At 69.2% G+C, this 14,668-nt stretch carries 12 protein-coding genes; 8 read left to right on the plus strand and 4 right to left on the minus strand.

What is annotated here, in order from left to right:
• The first annotated feature begins 26 nt into the window (after window positions 1-26).
• The 4 genes from EDC02_RS01990 to EDC02_RS02000 all read left to right on the plus strand — a co-directional run bounded on the left by EDC02_RS01990 (window position 27) and on the right by EDC02_RS02000 (window position 6,234).
• Window positions 27-1,514 carry an ISKra4 family transposase gene (locus tag EDC02_RS01990; RefSeq protein ID WP_370461507.1) on the plus strand — a complete coding sequence of 496 codons (1,488 nt, stop codon included), beginning with the start codon at window positions 27-29 and terminating at the stop codon, window positions 1,512-1,514.
• Window positions 1,511-3,871, plus strand: coding sequence for an RHS repeat-associated core domain-containing protein (locus tag EDC02_RS01995; protein WP_123600468.1), 2,361 nt, complete (start codon window positions 1,511-1,513; stop codon window positions 3,869-3,871). Before EDC02_RS01990 ends, EDC02_RS01995 begins: the two co-directional genes overlap by 4 nt.
• Before the next feature lie 18 nt (window positions 3,872-3,889).
• Window positions 3,890-4,477: a hypothetical protein gene (locus EDC02_RS39435; RefSeq protein ID WP_148083308.1), complete on the plus strand. Its 588-nt coding sequence runs from the start codon at window positions 3,890-3,892 to the stop codon at window positions 4,475-4,477.
• Window positions 4,478-5,130: 653 nt separating this feature from the next.
• Window positions 5,131-6,234, plus strand: a complete 1,104-nt coding sequence (locus EDC02_RS02000) for a D-alanine--D-alanine ligase family protein (protein ID WP_123600469.1) — start codon at window positions 5,131-5,133, stop codon at window positions 6,232-6,234.
• Between the two features lie 64 nt (window positions 6,235-6,298).
• On the opposite strand, the gene EDC02_RS02005 is transcribed toward EDC02_RS02000, so the two are convergent.
• Together EDC02_RS02005 and EDC02_RS02010 are read right to left on the minus strand one after the other, a co-directional pair.
• Window positions 6,299-6,898, minus strand: coding sequence for a DUF3515 family protein (locus EDC02_RS02005; RefSeq protein WP_123600470.1), 600 nt, complete (start codon window positions 6,896-6,898; stop codon window positions 6,299-6,301).
• Complete coding sequence (locus EDC02_RS02010) at window positions 6,895-7,128, minus strand: Lrp/AsnC ligand binding domain-containing protein (RefSeq protein WP_123600471.1); 234 nt, start codon at window positions 7,126-7,128, stop codon at window positions 6,895-6,897. The genes EDC02_RS02005 and EDC02_RS02010 overlap by 4 nt, the downstream gene beginning before the upstream one ends.
• A gap of 112 nt (window positions 7,129-7,240) precedes the next feature.
• On the opposite strand from EDC02_RS02010, the gene EDC02_RS02015 reads away from it, so the two are divergent.
• Both EDC02_RS02015 and EDC02_RS02020 read left to right on the plus strand, forming a co-directional pair.
• Window positions 7,241-8,179: a thiamine-phosphate kinase gene (locus EDC02_RS02015; protein ID WP_123600472.1), complete on the plus strand. Its 939-nt coding sequence runs from the start codon at window positions 7,241-7,243 to the stop codon at window positions 8,177-8,179.
• 63 nt (window positions 8,180-8,242) lie between these two features.
• Complete coding sequence (locus EDC02_RS02020) at window positions 8,243-8,728, plus strand: GNAT family N-acetyltransferase (protein WP_370461508.1); 486 nt, start codon at window positions 8,243-8,245, stop codon at window positions 8,726-8,728.
• Window positions 8,729-8,825: 97 nt separating this feature from the next.
• On the opposite strand, the gene rpmB is transcribed toward EDC02_RS02020, so the two are convergent.
• Complete coding sequence (gene rpmB / locus EDC02_RS02025) at window positions 8,826-9,020, minus strand: 50S ribosomal protein L28 (protein ID WP_123600473.1); 195 nt, start codon at window positions 9,018-9,020, stop codon at window positions 8,826-8,828.
• Between the two features lie 197 nt (window positions 9,021-9,217).
• Here rpmB and EDC02_RS02030 point away from each other — a divergent pair, with 197 nt between their 5' ends.
• Together EDC02_RS02030 and recG are read left to right on the plus strand one after the other, a co-directional pair.
• The gene (locus EDC02_RS02030; RefSeq protein WP_123600474.1) at window positions 9,218-10,927 is read left to right on the plus strand and encodes a DAK2 domain-containing protein; all 1,710 of its coding nucleotides are present in this window, start codon (window positions 9,218-9,220) and stop codon (window positions 10,925-10,927) included.
• A gap of 22 nt (window positions 10,928-10,949) precedes the next feature.
• The gene (recG, locus tag EDC02_RS02035; protein ID WP_123600475.1) at window positions 10,950-13,199 is read left to right on the plus strand and encodes an ATP-dependent DNA helicase RecG; all 2,250 of its coding nucleotides are present in this window, start codon (window positions 10,950-10,952) and stop codon (window positions 13,197-13,199) included.
• A gap of 160 nt (window positions 13,200-13,359) precedes the next feature.
• Here the strand turns inward: recG and EDC02_RS02040 are convergent, their stop codons facing one another.
• The gene (locus EDC02_RS02040) at window positions 13,360-14,532 is read right to left on the minus strand and encodes a cell wall anchor protein (protein WP_123600476.1); all 1,173 of its coding nucleotides are present in this window, start codon (window positions 14,530-14,532) and stop codon (window positions 13,360-13,362) included.
• Between the last annotated feature and the right edge of the window lie 136 nt (window positions 14,533-14,668).

Here is a 14,668-nt window from a genome sequence, read left to right on the forward strand (position 1 = left end):
AAGAAGGAGCCCGGGTGTCAGGGTACGTGGTGGCGGGGGCGTTCGACCGGTCGCGGGAGTGTTTCGAGGAGTTGGTGGAGGGGTTGGCCGGCTCGGACAGTGACGGGTTGACGCACGCCGAGTTGGAGGACCGCCTCGCGGTGCGGGGTCGTGAGCTGCTGCGGTTGTTGTTGCAGGACCATGTGGATCTGCGGGCGGCGCGGGAGGTGCGCCGGGAACGGGTGGTCGGTGCCGATGAGGTGGTCCGTTCCCGGGTGGAGGTGGGGCATGGTCGGGGGCTGGGCACGGTGTTCGGTGCGGTGACGGTGACCAGGATGGCGTACCGGGCGTCGGGAGTGGCCAACCTGTATCCGGCGGACGCGGTGTTGAACCTGCCGGTGGAGAGGCATTCGCACGGGCTGCGCCGGTTGGCGGCGGTGGAGTCGGTACGGGGATCGTTCGACGACGCGGTCGCCGCGATCGACCGGTCGTGCGGGGTGGGTGTGGGGAAACGGCAGGTGCAGGAGTTGGCGGTGGCCGCCGCTGTGGACGTGGCCGCGTTCTACGACACCCGATCGCACCGGCCGGTCGGCGATGGCTGGCTGCTGGTGCTGTCGTTCGACGGTAAGGGTGTCGTGATGATCCCGTCCGCGTTACGGGACGCCACCGCGAAGGCCGCCGCCCGGACAGGCCGTAGGTTGACCACCCGGCTGTCGCCGGGAGAGAAACGTGGCCGTAAACGGATGGCGGAGTTGGCGGTGGTCTACGACGCGGCGCCGGTGCCGCGTACCCCGTCCGAGATCATCACCGGTGACGACGGCCGGCGTCGGCGGGGTCCGGTCGCCCAGGCCAGGTGGTTGACGGCGTCCGTGGTCGACGACATCGCCCCGGTCGTCGCCGCCGGGTTCGACGAGGCGTGTCGCCGTGACCCGCGGCAGGCGCGGACCTGGGTCGTGCTCGTTGACGGTAACCGTGCCCAGATCGACGCGGTCCGGGCCGAGGCGGACCGCCGCCAGGTGAAGGTCCACATCGTGCTGGACTTCGTCCACGTGCTCGAGTACGTGTGGAAAGCGGCGTGGGCGTTCTTCTACACCGGTGACCCCGCCGCCGAGGCGTGGGTCGGCGAGCAGGCGGTCAAGATCCTGTCCGGCAAGGCCGGGCAGGTCGCGGCCGGGATCCGTCGGCGGGCCACCCGGTACGGATACTCGGCCAGGGAACGCGCCGGCGCCGACGAGTGCGCCGACTACCTGACCCGCCACCAGCCCTACCTGGACTACCACACCGCGTTGGCTGCGGGGTGGCCGATCGCCACCGGCGTGATCGAGGGCGCCTGCCGGCATCTGGTCAAGGACCGCATGGACATCACCGGCGCCCGCTGGGGACTGGACACCGCCGAAGCCATCCTCAAGCTACGCGCCGTATCCGCCAACGGCGACTTCAACGCCTACTGGGCCTTCCACCTGCAACAAGAACACCAACGCATACACCAGAACAGATACCAGCAACAACGGGAGGGCTACACCCTCGCCGGATGACCAGCCATCACTCCAAAAGAGCCGCACCCAACGGCGACGTGCTGGCATACAGCTACGATGTGCTCGGCCGAAAGACCGGTGTGTACGACGACGTCGTTTCGACCGCCACCCGTAGGGCCACCTGGACCTATGACACGGTGGGTGGGGGCAAGGGTCGGTTGCATACCGCGAACCGGTGGGTCGACGGGTCGGCCTACATTATGCGGGTTCGTGGCTACAACGAGCTGTACCAGCCGCATGGTGAGGACTACATCGTGCCGGCCGCGGAGACGGGGCTCGCTGGGATTTACACGTTCCTGCACTCCTACAAGGTCGACGGCAGTCCGGCGTCGGACACCTACCCCGGCGGAAGTGGAACTGGTCTGGGTAACGAGAATCTGGGGTACGTGTACGATGCGGTGACCGGCCTCGTCGAGCGGCTCACGACCGCCGGCAACGACATGTATGTACAGGAGACGACGTATACGGCGCTGGGTGAGCCGACTCTGATCCGGTACCGGCAGAACAGCACGGGGTGGGTGGAGCGGGGGTACGACTACGATGATGCGACTCGGCGGTTGACGCAGTCGGTTACTGTCCGGGAGACGTCGCCGCAGTACGTGTCTGATGTGCGGTATAGCTATGATCCGGCTGGTAACGTCACGAGGGTTGCTGACGTGCCGGACGGTGGGACCTCGGACATTCAGTGTTTTGAGTACGACGAGTTGCGTCGTCTGGTGGAGGCATGGACGCCCGCCGCCGATGACTGCGCTGCCGCTGCGAGTACAGGGTCGTTGGGCGGGCCGGCACCATATTGGCTCTCGTGGACTTTTGACGACATCGGCAACCGGCTGACGGAAGTGTCGCACGCCGGTGGTGGTGACACGACTCGGACATATTCGTATCCCGCCCCTGGTGGCGTGCGTCCGCACGCGTTGCAGTCGGTCACCTCATCGGGTCCGGGCGGGAGTAGCGTCAGTTCGTACGGCTACGATGATGTCGGCAACACGGTGTCTCGGCCTAGTCCTACCTCTGGGACTCAGAGTCTTGACTGGGACACCGAAGGCCGCTTGGCGGAGTTGGTTGACGGCAGCGAACAGCATGAGTTCGTGTACGGCGCCGACGGTGATCGGATCATCCGGCGTGATGGGTCCGGGAAGACTTTGTATCTGCCCGGAATGGAGATCCGGTACACGACTTCAACGGGAGCGAAGTCGGCAACCCGCTACTACAGTTACGTCGATGGCGTTTTCGCGATGCGTGATGCCTTTGGTCTCAAGTGGCTGGTTACCGATCACCAGTCGACGCAGTCGATTTCCATTTCCCCGACCGGTGGTCAAGCCGTTACGCATCGCCGCCAGACGCCGTATGGCGTGCCTCGTGGCAGTGTGTCGGGTTGGCCGAACCTGAAGGGCTTCGTCGGTGGGGACATCGATCCGACCGGCTTGACGCATATCGGTGCACGAGAGTATGAGCCGGAAAACGGCCGGTTCATCTCTGTCGATCCGATCATGGATCTGACTGACCCGCAGCAAATGCACGGGTATTCCTACTCGAACGGTAATCCCATCACCTGGTCGGATCCAAGCGGTTTACGTGTCTGTGGTGATCTTGGCTGCAATCAGCTAGCGACGCCAAATGCGGGCGGTGGCTACACCATTGATGGCGATCCAAGAGATGAAACCTGCTACAGCGGCTGCGGTGCCCATGACTCTTCCAGTGCAGCTGATCAGCAACCCAAGGTGCCGACGCGGTATGCTGATTCGTGCATGACTGTTAAACAGTGTGAGAAGCGTGCAGATCTAGGGTCTAGGGATCCGTGTGTGCGGGATCGGAACGGAAATCTTTGCTCGGCACTCCAGTTGACGTTGAGTGAGATTCAGACAAACTCTGCCAGTGCGGATGTCCAGCAAATCAGCTGGTGGATGGGGGAGGGCTGCAACCTTCTCCATCGGCTGTTCGATTTGTGTGGCAATACCTCTAGTGCACTGCAGGCACTAGAGCTTTGGTATCGGCTGGTGCGCGCCGGGGCCGAATGGGACCATAAGGCGGAGATTCGGGAAATGTGGGCTCCGAGTGAGTACGCCCAAGATGTTGGAACGGGCGCGATGTTCTATCTAGATATATTTTCGAACGTTCATTATGGATATGTTGGCCGTATGGCATCTATTGATACTGATCTACTTTTGTCTGTCAACAATCTGCCCACTAATCCTTGGACTGGGAGATCTGATCAGTCTGACCTGATATCTATGCAGATTGGTATAGACCTTTTTGATAGTCATGATCCGTCCGAGCTGAGCACACTCGTTATCTACGATGCGATCATGGCACGACGAGAAGATTATCTACGTGCCGGTGATGGTACGATGAGGTAAGGGAATCTGGGGTGCAATATGAATGTCAAGTTAACTTCTGGTCGATTTGTGGGCTGGCGTGGGAGGTTGTTGCTGTTATCTCTAGTCGTGCTTGCAGTTGTGACTGCTGGGGTCTTGGAACTCTTTGTCTCCGTGGGGCCTGTTGATGCACCCAAGCTAACCGTTTCGCCTGTAACGTTGCCGGGCCTGAAAAAACTTCACTGGGAGGTTGCTACCGAAGGTGTTGGTAGCTCATCTTTCGTGTCTGTGTGGCAGGCCAGTGGTGTCGATGAGGGGGGGCAGTATTATCTTCAAGAAGTGGAGCGATACCCTAGCTCGATTGTTGCAAGATGGTATTATTGGTCATCAATTAGGATTAACTTCGAATCTGATTTTCCGAACAAGGTAATAGGTGTGTCTGCGCTGCGTGACCTGGGTGCAGACTCGTTCGATCTGTTTTGCGTGGACATTGATTCGACGCATGCATCTTCAGGACAATGTGCGATCTGGGCTTATTGGGCGCGATACGGGGAATTTATTGTGTATATTAATATTACGGGAAGTGATCTTAATGTTAATGGATTCCTTGACATTGTGGTAAGTGCTGATAAGAGACTTGGGATTTGAAGAGTCGGCGAATTCACGTCCGGTCGGGGTGATGCTGTAGTCGGGTCACCCGGAGTTGGTTGCGGGACTGCCCCTGTGCCCAATGTTGTGTAGCCTAAGTTTATATTGGTGGGGCTGGGCCCGGTGGATCTGGAAGCTGGTGGCGGATGCAGACCGTTTCGCCGGGCTTCTTGACCCGGTGCGGGTTGCGGCGGGCGCGTTTGACCGGGCGGGGCAGGTGCATTCGCGTCGGGTGGGGATCAGGAGAGCGGCGATCTGGGCAAGGTGGGTCGGTAGCTGGTCAGACCAGTCTTGACTGGATGCCGTGAGGGTGAGCGAAGCTGCTTGCATTACGTCTCTGCCTGCGTCCCCGCGCGGAACGGACCGCCCCGTCCGGGCTTGCCAACAGGTGCGGCGACGGTGGGCTCGGTGCAACTGTCAGCAGAGGCGCTCCGAGTCGATCCCGCCGGAGCCGATCGTCGCTGCTAAACGGTGTGAGCTACCCGGCCGTTACTCCTTGCATCATCAGGAGGATCCCGGGCCGGTCAGGGCACGGTGGGCGGGTACGCAGAGTAGGGTCAGCCGCGTGAGCGCGAAGACGTGAACCGCGTACCGCCGGGCTCCCCCGACCATGCCCGGCGGGCGCGTGCAGGCCGCGAACGAAAGGCACCCCTGTGACCAGCCCAGCCAAGACCCGCGTCGCCATCGTCTTCGGCGGCCGCAGCACCGAGCACGCGATCTCCTGCGTCAGCGCCGGCAGCATCCTGGCCGCCCTGGACACCGACGAGTACGAGATCGTCCCGGTCGGTATCACCCGCGCCGGGCGGTGGGTGCTCACCACCGGCGACGGCAGCCAGCTGGCCATCACCGACCGGCAACTGCCGGAAATCACCGACCGGTCCGGCTCGGCCGTGGTGCTGCCCGCCGACCCGACCGGCAACGGGATCATGGTGCTGGACCCGGCGGACGGCCCGGCCGCCGCCCTGGCCGGCGTCGACGTCGTCTTCCCGGCGCTGCACGGCGCGTACGGCGAGGACGGCACCATCCAGGGGCTGCTGGAGATGGCCGGAATCCCGTACGTCGGGGCCGGGGTGTTCGCCTCGGCCGCCGCGATGGACAAGGAGTTTACCAAGAAGCTGGCCACCGTCGAGGGCATCCCGACCGGCCCGTACGCGGTGCTGCGCCCCGGGGTGAGCCTCAGCGACGCCGACAAGGAGCGCCTCGGCCTGCCGGTGTTCGTCAAGCCGTCGCGCGCCGGTTCGTCGTACGGCATCACCAAGGTCTCCGACTGGGCCGACCTGGACGCGGCCGTCGCCACCGCCCGGGAGATCGACCCGAAGGTGCTGGTCGAGGCGGCGATCGTCGGCCGTGAGGTCGAGTGCGGGGTGATCGAGGGCGAGGCCGGCGGCGGCCCCGAGGCGTCCCTGCTGGCCGAGGTCCGGGTGGTCACCGACCACGAGTTCTACGACTTCGAGGCCAAGTATCTCGACAACTCCTGCGAGTACGACATCCCGGCCGGGTTGTCGGAGCAGGTGACCCGGCAGGTGCAGGACTACGCCTGCCGCACGTTCACCGCGCTGGACTGCGCCGGGCTGGCCCGGGTCGACTTCTTCGTCACCGACGACGACCAGATCTACCTGAACGAGATCAACACGATGCCCGGGTTCACCCCGACGTCGATGTTCCCGCGGATGTGGGCGGCCGCCGGTTTGGAGTACCCGAAGCTGGTGGACCGGCTGATCCGTACCGCCCTCAGCCGGGGCACCGGGCTGCGCTGACCGACCGCCGGGACCCCAGACCGGACCCGACCAGACCGGACCAGAGCGGGGACCGGACCCAGAGTCAGGCGCGGCAGCCGCGCGGGGCGGCGTCCGCGTCGCTGGGCACCGTCTCGATCAGCGGGTCGGCGAACGCGGTCACCCACTGGCCCGGTTCGTCGTAGGAGCCGGGCACGCTCACCCGCACCGGGATCTCCCGGTCGACGGTGGTCCAGACGGTGGCGTCGGCCTGCTCGGCGGCGTGCCAGCAGACCCCGTCCAGCGCGTACACCAGGTCGGTCGGTGGGAACTGCGCCGCCGGCACCCCGCAGGCGACGGTGATCGGCGGTTCGCCGTACGCCGCGTTCTGCTCGGCGCCGTCGGTGACCCGCCGCTGCGGCAGATCGCGCAGCGTACCCGGCAGTTGGGAGATCAGCGCCCGGCAGACGATCTCGGCGCGTTCGTCCAACGTCGCGGCGGCGATCTGCACCGGCGTGGTCGGCGCCGGCGCGACAGCGGCGGACGCCGACGTCGACGGGTCCGCCGCGGCCCCCGGGTCGTCGTCGGACCCGGTCGGGGCGAGCCGGCTGAACGCGGCGAGCGCCACGATCACGGTCAACGGCAACGCCACCACGGTCGCCCAGATCGCCGCCTGCCGGGTGGTCCGGTCCGGCCCACCTGTCACAGTCGTACCACCGAACACGTCAGGGTCCGGGTGATGCCCGGCACCATCTGGACCCGGCTGACTATCATCGTCCCGAGTTCGTCCACGGTGTGCGCCTCGGTGAGCACGACCACGTCGTACGGCCCGGTCACCGCGTCCACCCGGACCACGCCGGAGATGTCCGCGATCGCGTCGGCGACGTCGCGTGCCTTTCCGACTTCGGTCTGGATGAGGATGTATGCCTGGACCACGACCCGACTCCTATCCGCCGCCCGGGAGCGGCTCGAACGTGAAACTACCGTACGGAGCAGGCCGGATTCATGACGGTGCCCGAGTGGAGACGACAATGATCGAGGTGGACCGGTGAATGTGGCACAGGCCGGTGAATTCGGGCTCATCTCCCGGGTCACCGCGCGGCTGCACCCGGGGGCCGCCACCCTGCTCGGCCCCGGCGACGACGCGGCCGTGGTGGCCGCCTCGGACGGCCGGGTGGTCGCCTCCACCGACGTGCTCGTCGAGGGCCGGCACTTCCGGCGGGACTGGTCCAGCGCCGTCGACGTCGGGCACCGCGCGGCCGCCGCGAACCTCGCCGACATCGTGGCGATGGGGGCGGTGCCGACCGCGTTGCTGGTGGCGCTCTGCGCCCCGCCCGAGACCGACGCCGGCTGGGCCGAGGACCTGGCGGTCGGCCTGTCCGACGAGGCGGCCAAGGTCGGCGCGAGCGTGGTCGGCGGCGACATGTCGGCCAGCCCGACCCTGACCATCGCGGTGACCGCCCTCGGCGACCTGCACGGCGCCGCCCCGGTGCTGCGCAGCGGAGCGCACGCCGGTGACGTGCTGGCCATCGCGGGCCGGCTCGGCTACGCCGCCGCCGGCTACACGGTGCTGTCCCGCGGCTTCCGGTCACCGAAGCTGCTCGTGGAGGCGTACCGACGCCCCGAGGTGCCGTACGCCGCCGGCCCGGCCGCCGCGAACGTCGGCGCCAGCGCCATGATCGACATCTCGGACGGGCTGATCGCCGACCTGGGTCACGTCGCCACCGCCAGCCGGGTCGGTATCGACCTGCGCCGGGCCGCCTTCGAGGTGCCGCCGCAGATGCGCGACACCGCCAACGCGCTCGGCGTCGACCCGTACCAGTGGATCTTCGGCGGTGGTGACGACCACGCCCTGGCCGCGACGTTCCCCGAGGATCTGCCGCTACCGAAGGGCTGGCGGCGGGTCGGCCACGTGGTCAAGGGCGCCGGGGTCACCGTCGACGGCCAGCCCTACCAGGGCGTCGCCGGCTGGGAACACTTCCAGTGAGGCCGCGCCGGTCACCGCTGAGCCACCGCCGGTGACCGCACTACGCTTTACCGCGTGACTGATCTGCTTCAGGCCGGCGTCGAGATCCGCCGGGTCCGCTACACCGACGCGGTGGCGCAACGCCTGGTGGCCGCCGCCATGGCCGATCTGGGTGCCCGCTACGGCGGCACCGGCGACGACACCCCGGTCGACCCGGCCCACTTCGACCCGCCCGGCGGTGCCTTCCTGATCGCCCACCTGGACGGGGCGCCGGCCGGCTGCGCCGGCTGGCGCAGCCACGGCACCTCCGGCGAGGACGCCGAGCTGAAGCGGATGTACGTCGCCGACGCCGCCCGCGGGCGCGGGGTGGCCCGCGCGCTGCTCGCCGCCGTCGAACGCTCCGCCGCCGGCCAGGGCCGCCGCCGGGTCATCCTGGAGTGCGGCGACAAGCAGCCCGAGGCGATCGCGCTCTACAGCAGCAGCGGGTACGCCCGGATCCCGAACTTCGGCTACTACCGGGACTCGCCGGGCTGCCTGTCCTTCGGCCGGGTGCTCAGCGCCGACTGGTGACGGGCGCTCACCGCCCGACTGGTGACCGTACGCAGTCAGCCGCCGGACCCGATCGGGTCCGGCGGCTGCTGAAACGTCGAGGTCGTGGGCGGCGCGGTCAGGCGCCCCGGACCACCTTGCCGGCCTTGAGGCAGGAGGTGCAGGCGTTCACCTTGCGGGTGTTGCCGCCACCGGCCGGGGTGCGAACGGTCTGGATGTTCGGGTTCCAACGGCGGTTGGTCTTCTTCTTCGACCACGGCACGTTGTGACCGAAGCCCGGCCCTTTGCCACAGACGTCGCACACGCTAGCCACGGGATACTCCTGGGGATTTGTCGTTCATCAGGTCGCCGGTCGCCGGGACACACCACGCCCAGACAACCTGGCCAGGCTACCCGATCGACCACCCGGGCGGCCAATCGCCCTGCCCCGACCGGTCCGCTGCCGGCGGCCCGGCCGCACCCGGGTCGTCTTCACGGCGGCTGTCGGCGTGCGCCAGTAGGCTCATCGCCGTGCTGGACACCCTTGACGCCGCCGCCGTGCGCCGGTGGTGTTCGGGTGCGCTGGCCGCGCTGCGTCGCCACCAGGGCGAGATCGACGCGCTCAACGTCTACCCGGTGCCGGACGGCGACACCGGCACCAACCTGGTCCTCACCCTCACCTCGGCCCAGCATGCCCTGGCGCTCGACCTGGACAACTCCTCCGAGGGGGAGCAGACCTCGCATGGGCGGGTGCTGCGGCTGATGGCCCGGGGCGCGCTGCTCGGTGCCCGGGGCAACTCCGGGGTGATCGTCTCGCAGATCCTGCGTGCGCTGGCCGACGCGCTCACCGACATCGCCGTGGTGCGCGGCCGGGCCCTCGCGTCGGCGTTGACCGCCGCCACCGACGCGGCGTACGCGGCGGTCGCCCGCCCGGTCGAGGGGACGGTGCTGACCGTGGTCGCCGCCGCCGCGCGGGCCGCCGACCGGACCGGCTCCGACGACCTCGCGACCGTGGTACGGGCCGCCGCCTCGGCCGCCCGCGACGCCCTCGCCGCGACCCCCGGCCAGCTGCCGGTGCTGGCCCGCGCCGGGGTGGTCGACGCCGGTGGTCGCGGCCTGTGCCTGCTGCTCGACGCGCTGGCCGCCGTGGTCGGCACCCCGGTCACCGACAGCACCGACCGCACCGGCGATCCTGCGGCCGACACCGGCGATCCCGCCTACCGGGTACCCGGTGACCCCGGCGGTGCCGGGCCCGCCGCCGACCCCCACAGTGGGGCCGGCTCCGAGGGGTACGCCTACGAGGTGCAGTTCCTGCTCGAAGCGCCGGCCGGGGCGGTCGACCGGATGCGGGCCGCACTCGCCGAGATCGGCGACTCGCTGGTCGTCGTCGGCTCCGACGCAGGAGGCGATGACGACGGGGGCTCCGACGCAGGGGACGGCGACGGGGACGATGACGACAGGGACGATCCGGTGTGGAACGTGCACGTGCACGTCGACGACATCGGCGCCGCCATCGAGGCCGGCATCGCCGCTGGTCGCCCGTACCAGATCTCGGTCACCCGGTTCGCCGACCAGCCGGCGCCGCCGCTCGCCGGCCGGGCCGCCGTGGTGGTCGCCGCCGGCACCGGCCTCGCCGCCCTGTTCACCGGTGAGGGTGCCGGCGTGGTCGGCGGCTCCCCGTCCACCGCCGAGCTGCTCGACGCCATCCGCCGCACCGGCGCCGCCGAAGTGGTGGTGCTGCCCAACGACCCGGACACCCAGGCCGTCGCCGGCCTCGCCGCCCGGGAGGCCGAGGCCGGCGGCGTCACCGTCGCCGTCGTGCCGACCCGGTCACCGGTGCAGGCCCTCGCCGCGCTCGCCGTCCGCGACCCGCGACGCCGCTTCGACGACGACGTGATCGCGATGGCCGAGGCGGCCGGAGCCTGCCGGTACGCCGAGGTCTGCCACGCCGCCCGGGAAGCGCTCACCGTCGCCGGCCGCTGCCGCCCCGGCGACGTGCTCGCCCTGGTCGAGGGGGAGGTGCTGCTGATCGGCACCGACCTGGCCGGCACCTGCCGCAACCTGCTGGACCAGCTGCTCGGCGGCGGCGGTGAACTGGTCACCCTGATCGTCGGCCAGCAGGCACCGGACGGACTGGGCGAAGCGGTGGCGGCGCACGTCGCCCGCTGCTGGCCGTTCGTCGAGGTGCACACCTTCGTCGGCGGGCAGCCGCACTACCCGCTGCTGGTAGGGATCGAATGACGCAGCCGTTGTTGGAGGCCGGATGACGCAGCCGTGCACGATGGACACTCCGCTGAAGGTCAACCTGGGCGCGAAGACCGCCAAGGCGATGGCCGACCACCTCGACCTGCACACCGTCGGGGACCTGCTCTACCACTTCCCGCGCCGCTACGACCAGCGCGGCGAACACACCGACATCCGCTCGCTGGAGGTGGGGGAGCAGGTCACCGTCCTGGGCCAGGTGCGGCGGACCACCGTACGGCCGATGCGCCAACGGCGCGGCAAGCTGCTCGAAGTGGTCGTCGAGGACGGCACCGGCGGCACCCTGACGTTGACCTTCTTCGGCAACCAGGCGTGGCGGGAACGGGACCTGAAACCGGGCCGCTGGGGGCTGTTCGCCGGCAAGGTGACCGAGTTCCGGGGCGTGCGCCAGCTCAACGGACCCGAGTACGTGCTGCTCGGCGACGGCGCCGCCGACGGCGAGGTGGCCGCCGAGGACCCGGTGGAGGAGTTCGCCGGGGCGCTGATCCCGGTCTACCCGGCCGCCGCCGCCGTACCGACCTGGGTGATTGCCCGCTGCGTACGGACCGTGCTGGACGTGCTCACCCCACCGGAGGATCCGATGCCGGCGGCGGTACGGGCCAGCCGCAACCTGCTCGGCCTGCACCCGGCGCTGCGGCAGATCCACCGCCCGGCCGACGAACCCGAGCTGTTCCAGGCCCGGCGGCGGCTCAAGTGGGACGAGGCGTTCGCCGTACAGCTGACGTTGGTGCAGCGCAAGCTGCGCGCCGCCGACTGGCCGGCGCGGCCCCGGCCCCGCGCGGACGCCGGCCTGCTGGCCGTGTTCGACGCGCGCCTGCCGTACGAGCTGACCGACGGTCAGCGGCGCATCGGTGAGGAGATCGCCGCTGACCTGGCCACCGCACATCCGATGCACCGGCTGCTGCAGGGCGAGGTCGGCTCCGGTAAGACGGTGTGCGCGCTGCGGGCGATGCTGCAGGTCGTCGACGCCGGCGGGCAGGCGGCGCTGCTCGCCCCGACCGAGGTGCTCGCCGCCCAGCACCACCGGGGCATCCAGGAGCTGCTCGGCCCGCTGGGGCGGGCCGGTGAGCTGGACGGCGACCCGGCCGGCACCCGGGTGACGCTGGTCACCGGGTCACTGGGTGCGGCGGCCCGCCGGGCCGCCCTCGACGAGGTCCGCGACGGCCGGGCCGGCATCGTCATCGGCACCCACGCCCTGCTGTACGAGGGCGTCGACTTCGCCGACCTGGGCCTGGTCGTCGTCGACGAGCAGCACCGGTTCGGGGTGGAGCAGCGCGACGCGTTGCGGGCCAAGGCCGAGCAGCCGCCGCACGTGCTGGTGATGACCGCCACCCCGATCCCGCGGACGGTCGCCATGACCGTGTACGGCGACCTGGAGGTCTCCGCGCTCACCCAGCTGCCCGGCGGCCGGTCGCCGATCGTCTCGCACGTGGTGCCGGCGGCGGAGAAGCCGGCCTTCCTGGAGCGGGCCTGGCGGCGGGTACGCGAGGAGGTGGCCGCCGGCCATCAGGCGTACGTGGTCTGCCCGCGCATCGGTGACGTCGCCGGCCCGGCGGGCGGCTCCGACGAGGAACCGTCGTCCGGCGGTGATCCCACCGGCAGTGATGCCGCTGGCGGCGCGGACGCGGCAGCGCGGCGGCCGCCGCTGGCGGTGACCGAGGTGGCGCCGCTGCTCGCCGACGGGCCGCTGCACGGGCTGCGGATCGAGGTGCTGCACGGTCGGCTGCCGGCCGAGGCCAAGGACGCGGTGATGCGTTCCTTCGCCGCCGGTGACGTCGACGTGCTGGTCGCCACCACGGTGGTCGAGGTCGGGGTGAACGTGCCGAACGCCACCGTGATGATCGTGTTGGACGCCGACCGGTTCGGGGTGTCGCAGCTGCACCAGCTGCGCGGCCGGGTCGGTCGGGGCTCGGCGGCCGGGCTGTGCCTGCTGGTCACCGACGCCGCCGACGGTACGCCGGCCCGCGAGCGGCTGGACGCGGTCGCGTCGACCACCGACGGGTTCCGGCTGGCCGAGCTGGATCTGGAGCAGCGCCGCGAAGGTGACGTGCTGGGCGCGACCCAGTCGGGTCGCCGGTCCCATCTGCGGCTGCTGTCGCTGCTGCGCGACGCCGACCTGATCGGTCAGGCCCGTGCCGAGGCGATCGACCTGCTCGGCGACGACCCGGAGCTGACCCGGCATCCGGCGCTGGCGGCGTCCGTCGGCACTCTGGTCGACGCCGAACGCGCCGAGTACCTGGAGAAGGGCTGACCCCGGCCAGGGAACGGTTTACGGGCGGACCGGTGGCAGGGTCGGCAGACGGCAAGGGCAGGCAGGCGGAAGGGCGCCGACCGGGGGGATGGTCGACGCCCTTCCTCGGGGTGGTGCGGGGGGATGACTTGTCAGTCAGTCACGACCAGGTGTGGCTGACTCAGACGGTGAAGGTGACCCGCCGACGACGCGCCAGGTAGAACAGCACGCCACCGATGGCCAGCAGCGCGACGGCGCCAGCGGCGAGACCGCCGGCGGCGGCACCGGTGACCGGCAGGGAGCCTTCGTCACCGTCGCCCGCGCCGCTTCCGCCGTCCTCGTCGCAGTCCTCGGGCTGCTCCCAGACGAACGGCTCCACGGTCTCGAGGCCGTCACCGCTCGGGGTGACCTTGAGCCCGTCGAACGCCTCGAAGGCCACGCTGCCGGTCTCGCCCGGCTCGACGGTCAGCTCCTGCGCCTCGCCCTCGTTCGGGGTGAAGGTGACGGTGATGCTCTCGCCGTCCTCCGGGTTCGTGAGGGTGAAGATCATCTGGTCGCAGGTGTACTCGACGGTGCCCTCCGGATCGGCGGGCTCGACGCAGTCTTCCGGCTCGGTCCAGGCGCTCTCGGCGAGCGGCTCCTCGGAGCCTTCCTCGGTCACGACGATCGAGGAGGCGTTCTCCGCCGGAACGGTGACGGTGGTGCTCTCCGCAGGCTGCACGGTGACGGACTCGGTGAAGTCGGCCGCGCCGGTGACGGTGAACTTGGCCGGTGCGGTGCCGCCGTCGCCGTTGACCAGAGTGACGACGACCGACCCGTCACAGGCCGACGCGAACGTCGCGGACGGGTTGGGCGTGGGCTTGGTGCACTCGCCGTCGAAGGTCACCGAACCGACGGCGGTCCGCTCGACCTTCCCGCCCAGCCGGAACTTCCACTTGGCGGTGACCGACAGGGTGGCCTCGGTCGAGTCGCCCGGCACGACCTGGGTGCCGGTCAGCTCGCCCTCGCCGGCCGTCGGGATGACCGCTCCCTTGGCCAACCCGTCCAGGGTGGTGCCGTCCGGGGAGAGACTCATCTCTTTGACGGTCGCGTCCCGCTTCACCTGGAAGTCCTGCTTGGCGAGCTCCTCACTCTCCAGCTTGTTCTGGCTCACGGTCCAGCCGACCAGCCAGTTGCCGGTCTCCGCGTCGCAGGTCGCCTCGCCGGTGACGGTCACGACGAACAGCTTGAAATTTTCCTTGTGGTTGCCGGTGGCGGCCGCAGGCGCACCGAAGGCGGCGATGCTGGCCAGGCCGATCGTCGCGCCGGCCGCGATGGCCAGGGCGCGCCGAAGCGGAGACTTCAGACGGTTCACAGGTACTCCCGAGTGAGGGGTTCAGGGGCCCGGCGCGGGCGTGCGCAACCTGACTGGTGAGGTGCAGTCGATGATTGGTGCGACAACGTCCCGCGTCGTGCGTCGTGTCCGGCGTTGTCCCACCGGCACAGCGCCT

Origin of the sequence: Micromonospora sp. Llam0, assembly GCF_003751085.1 — a bacterium.
In the GTDB taxonomy this organism is placed as follows: Bacteria; Actinomycetota; Actinomycetes; order Mycobacteriales; family Micromonosporaceae; genus Micromonospora_E.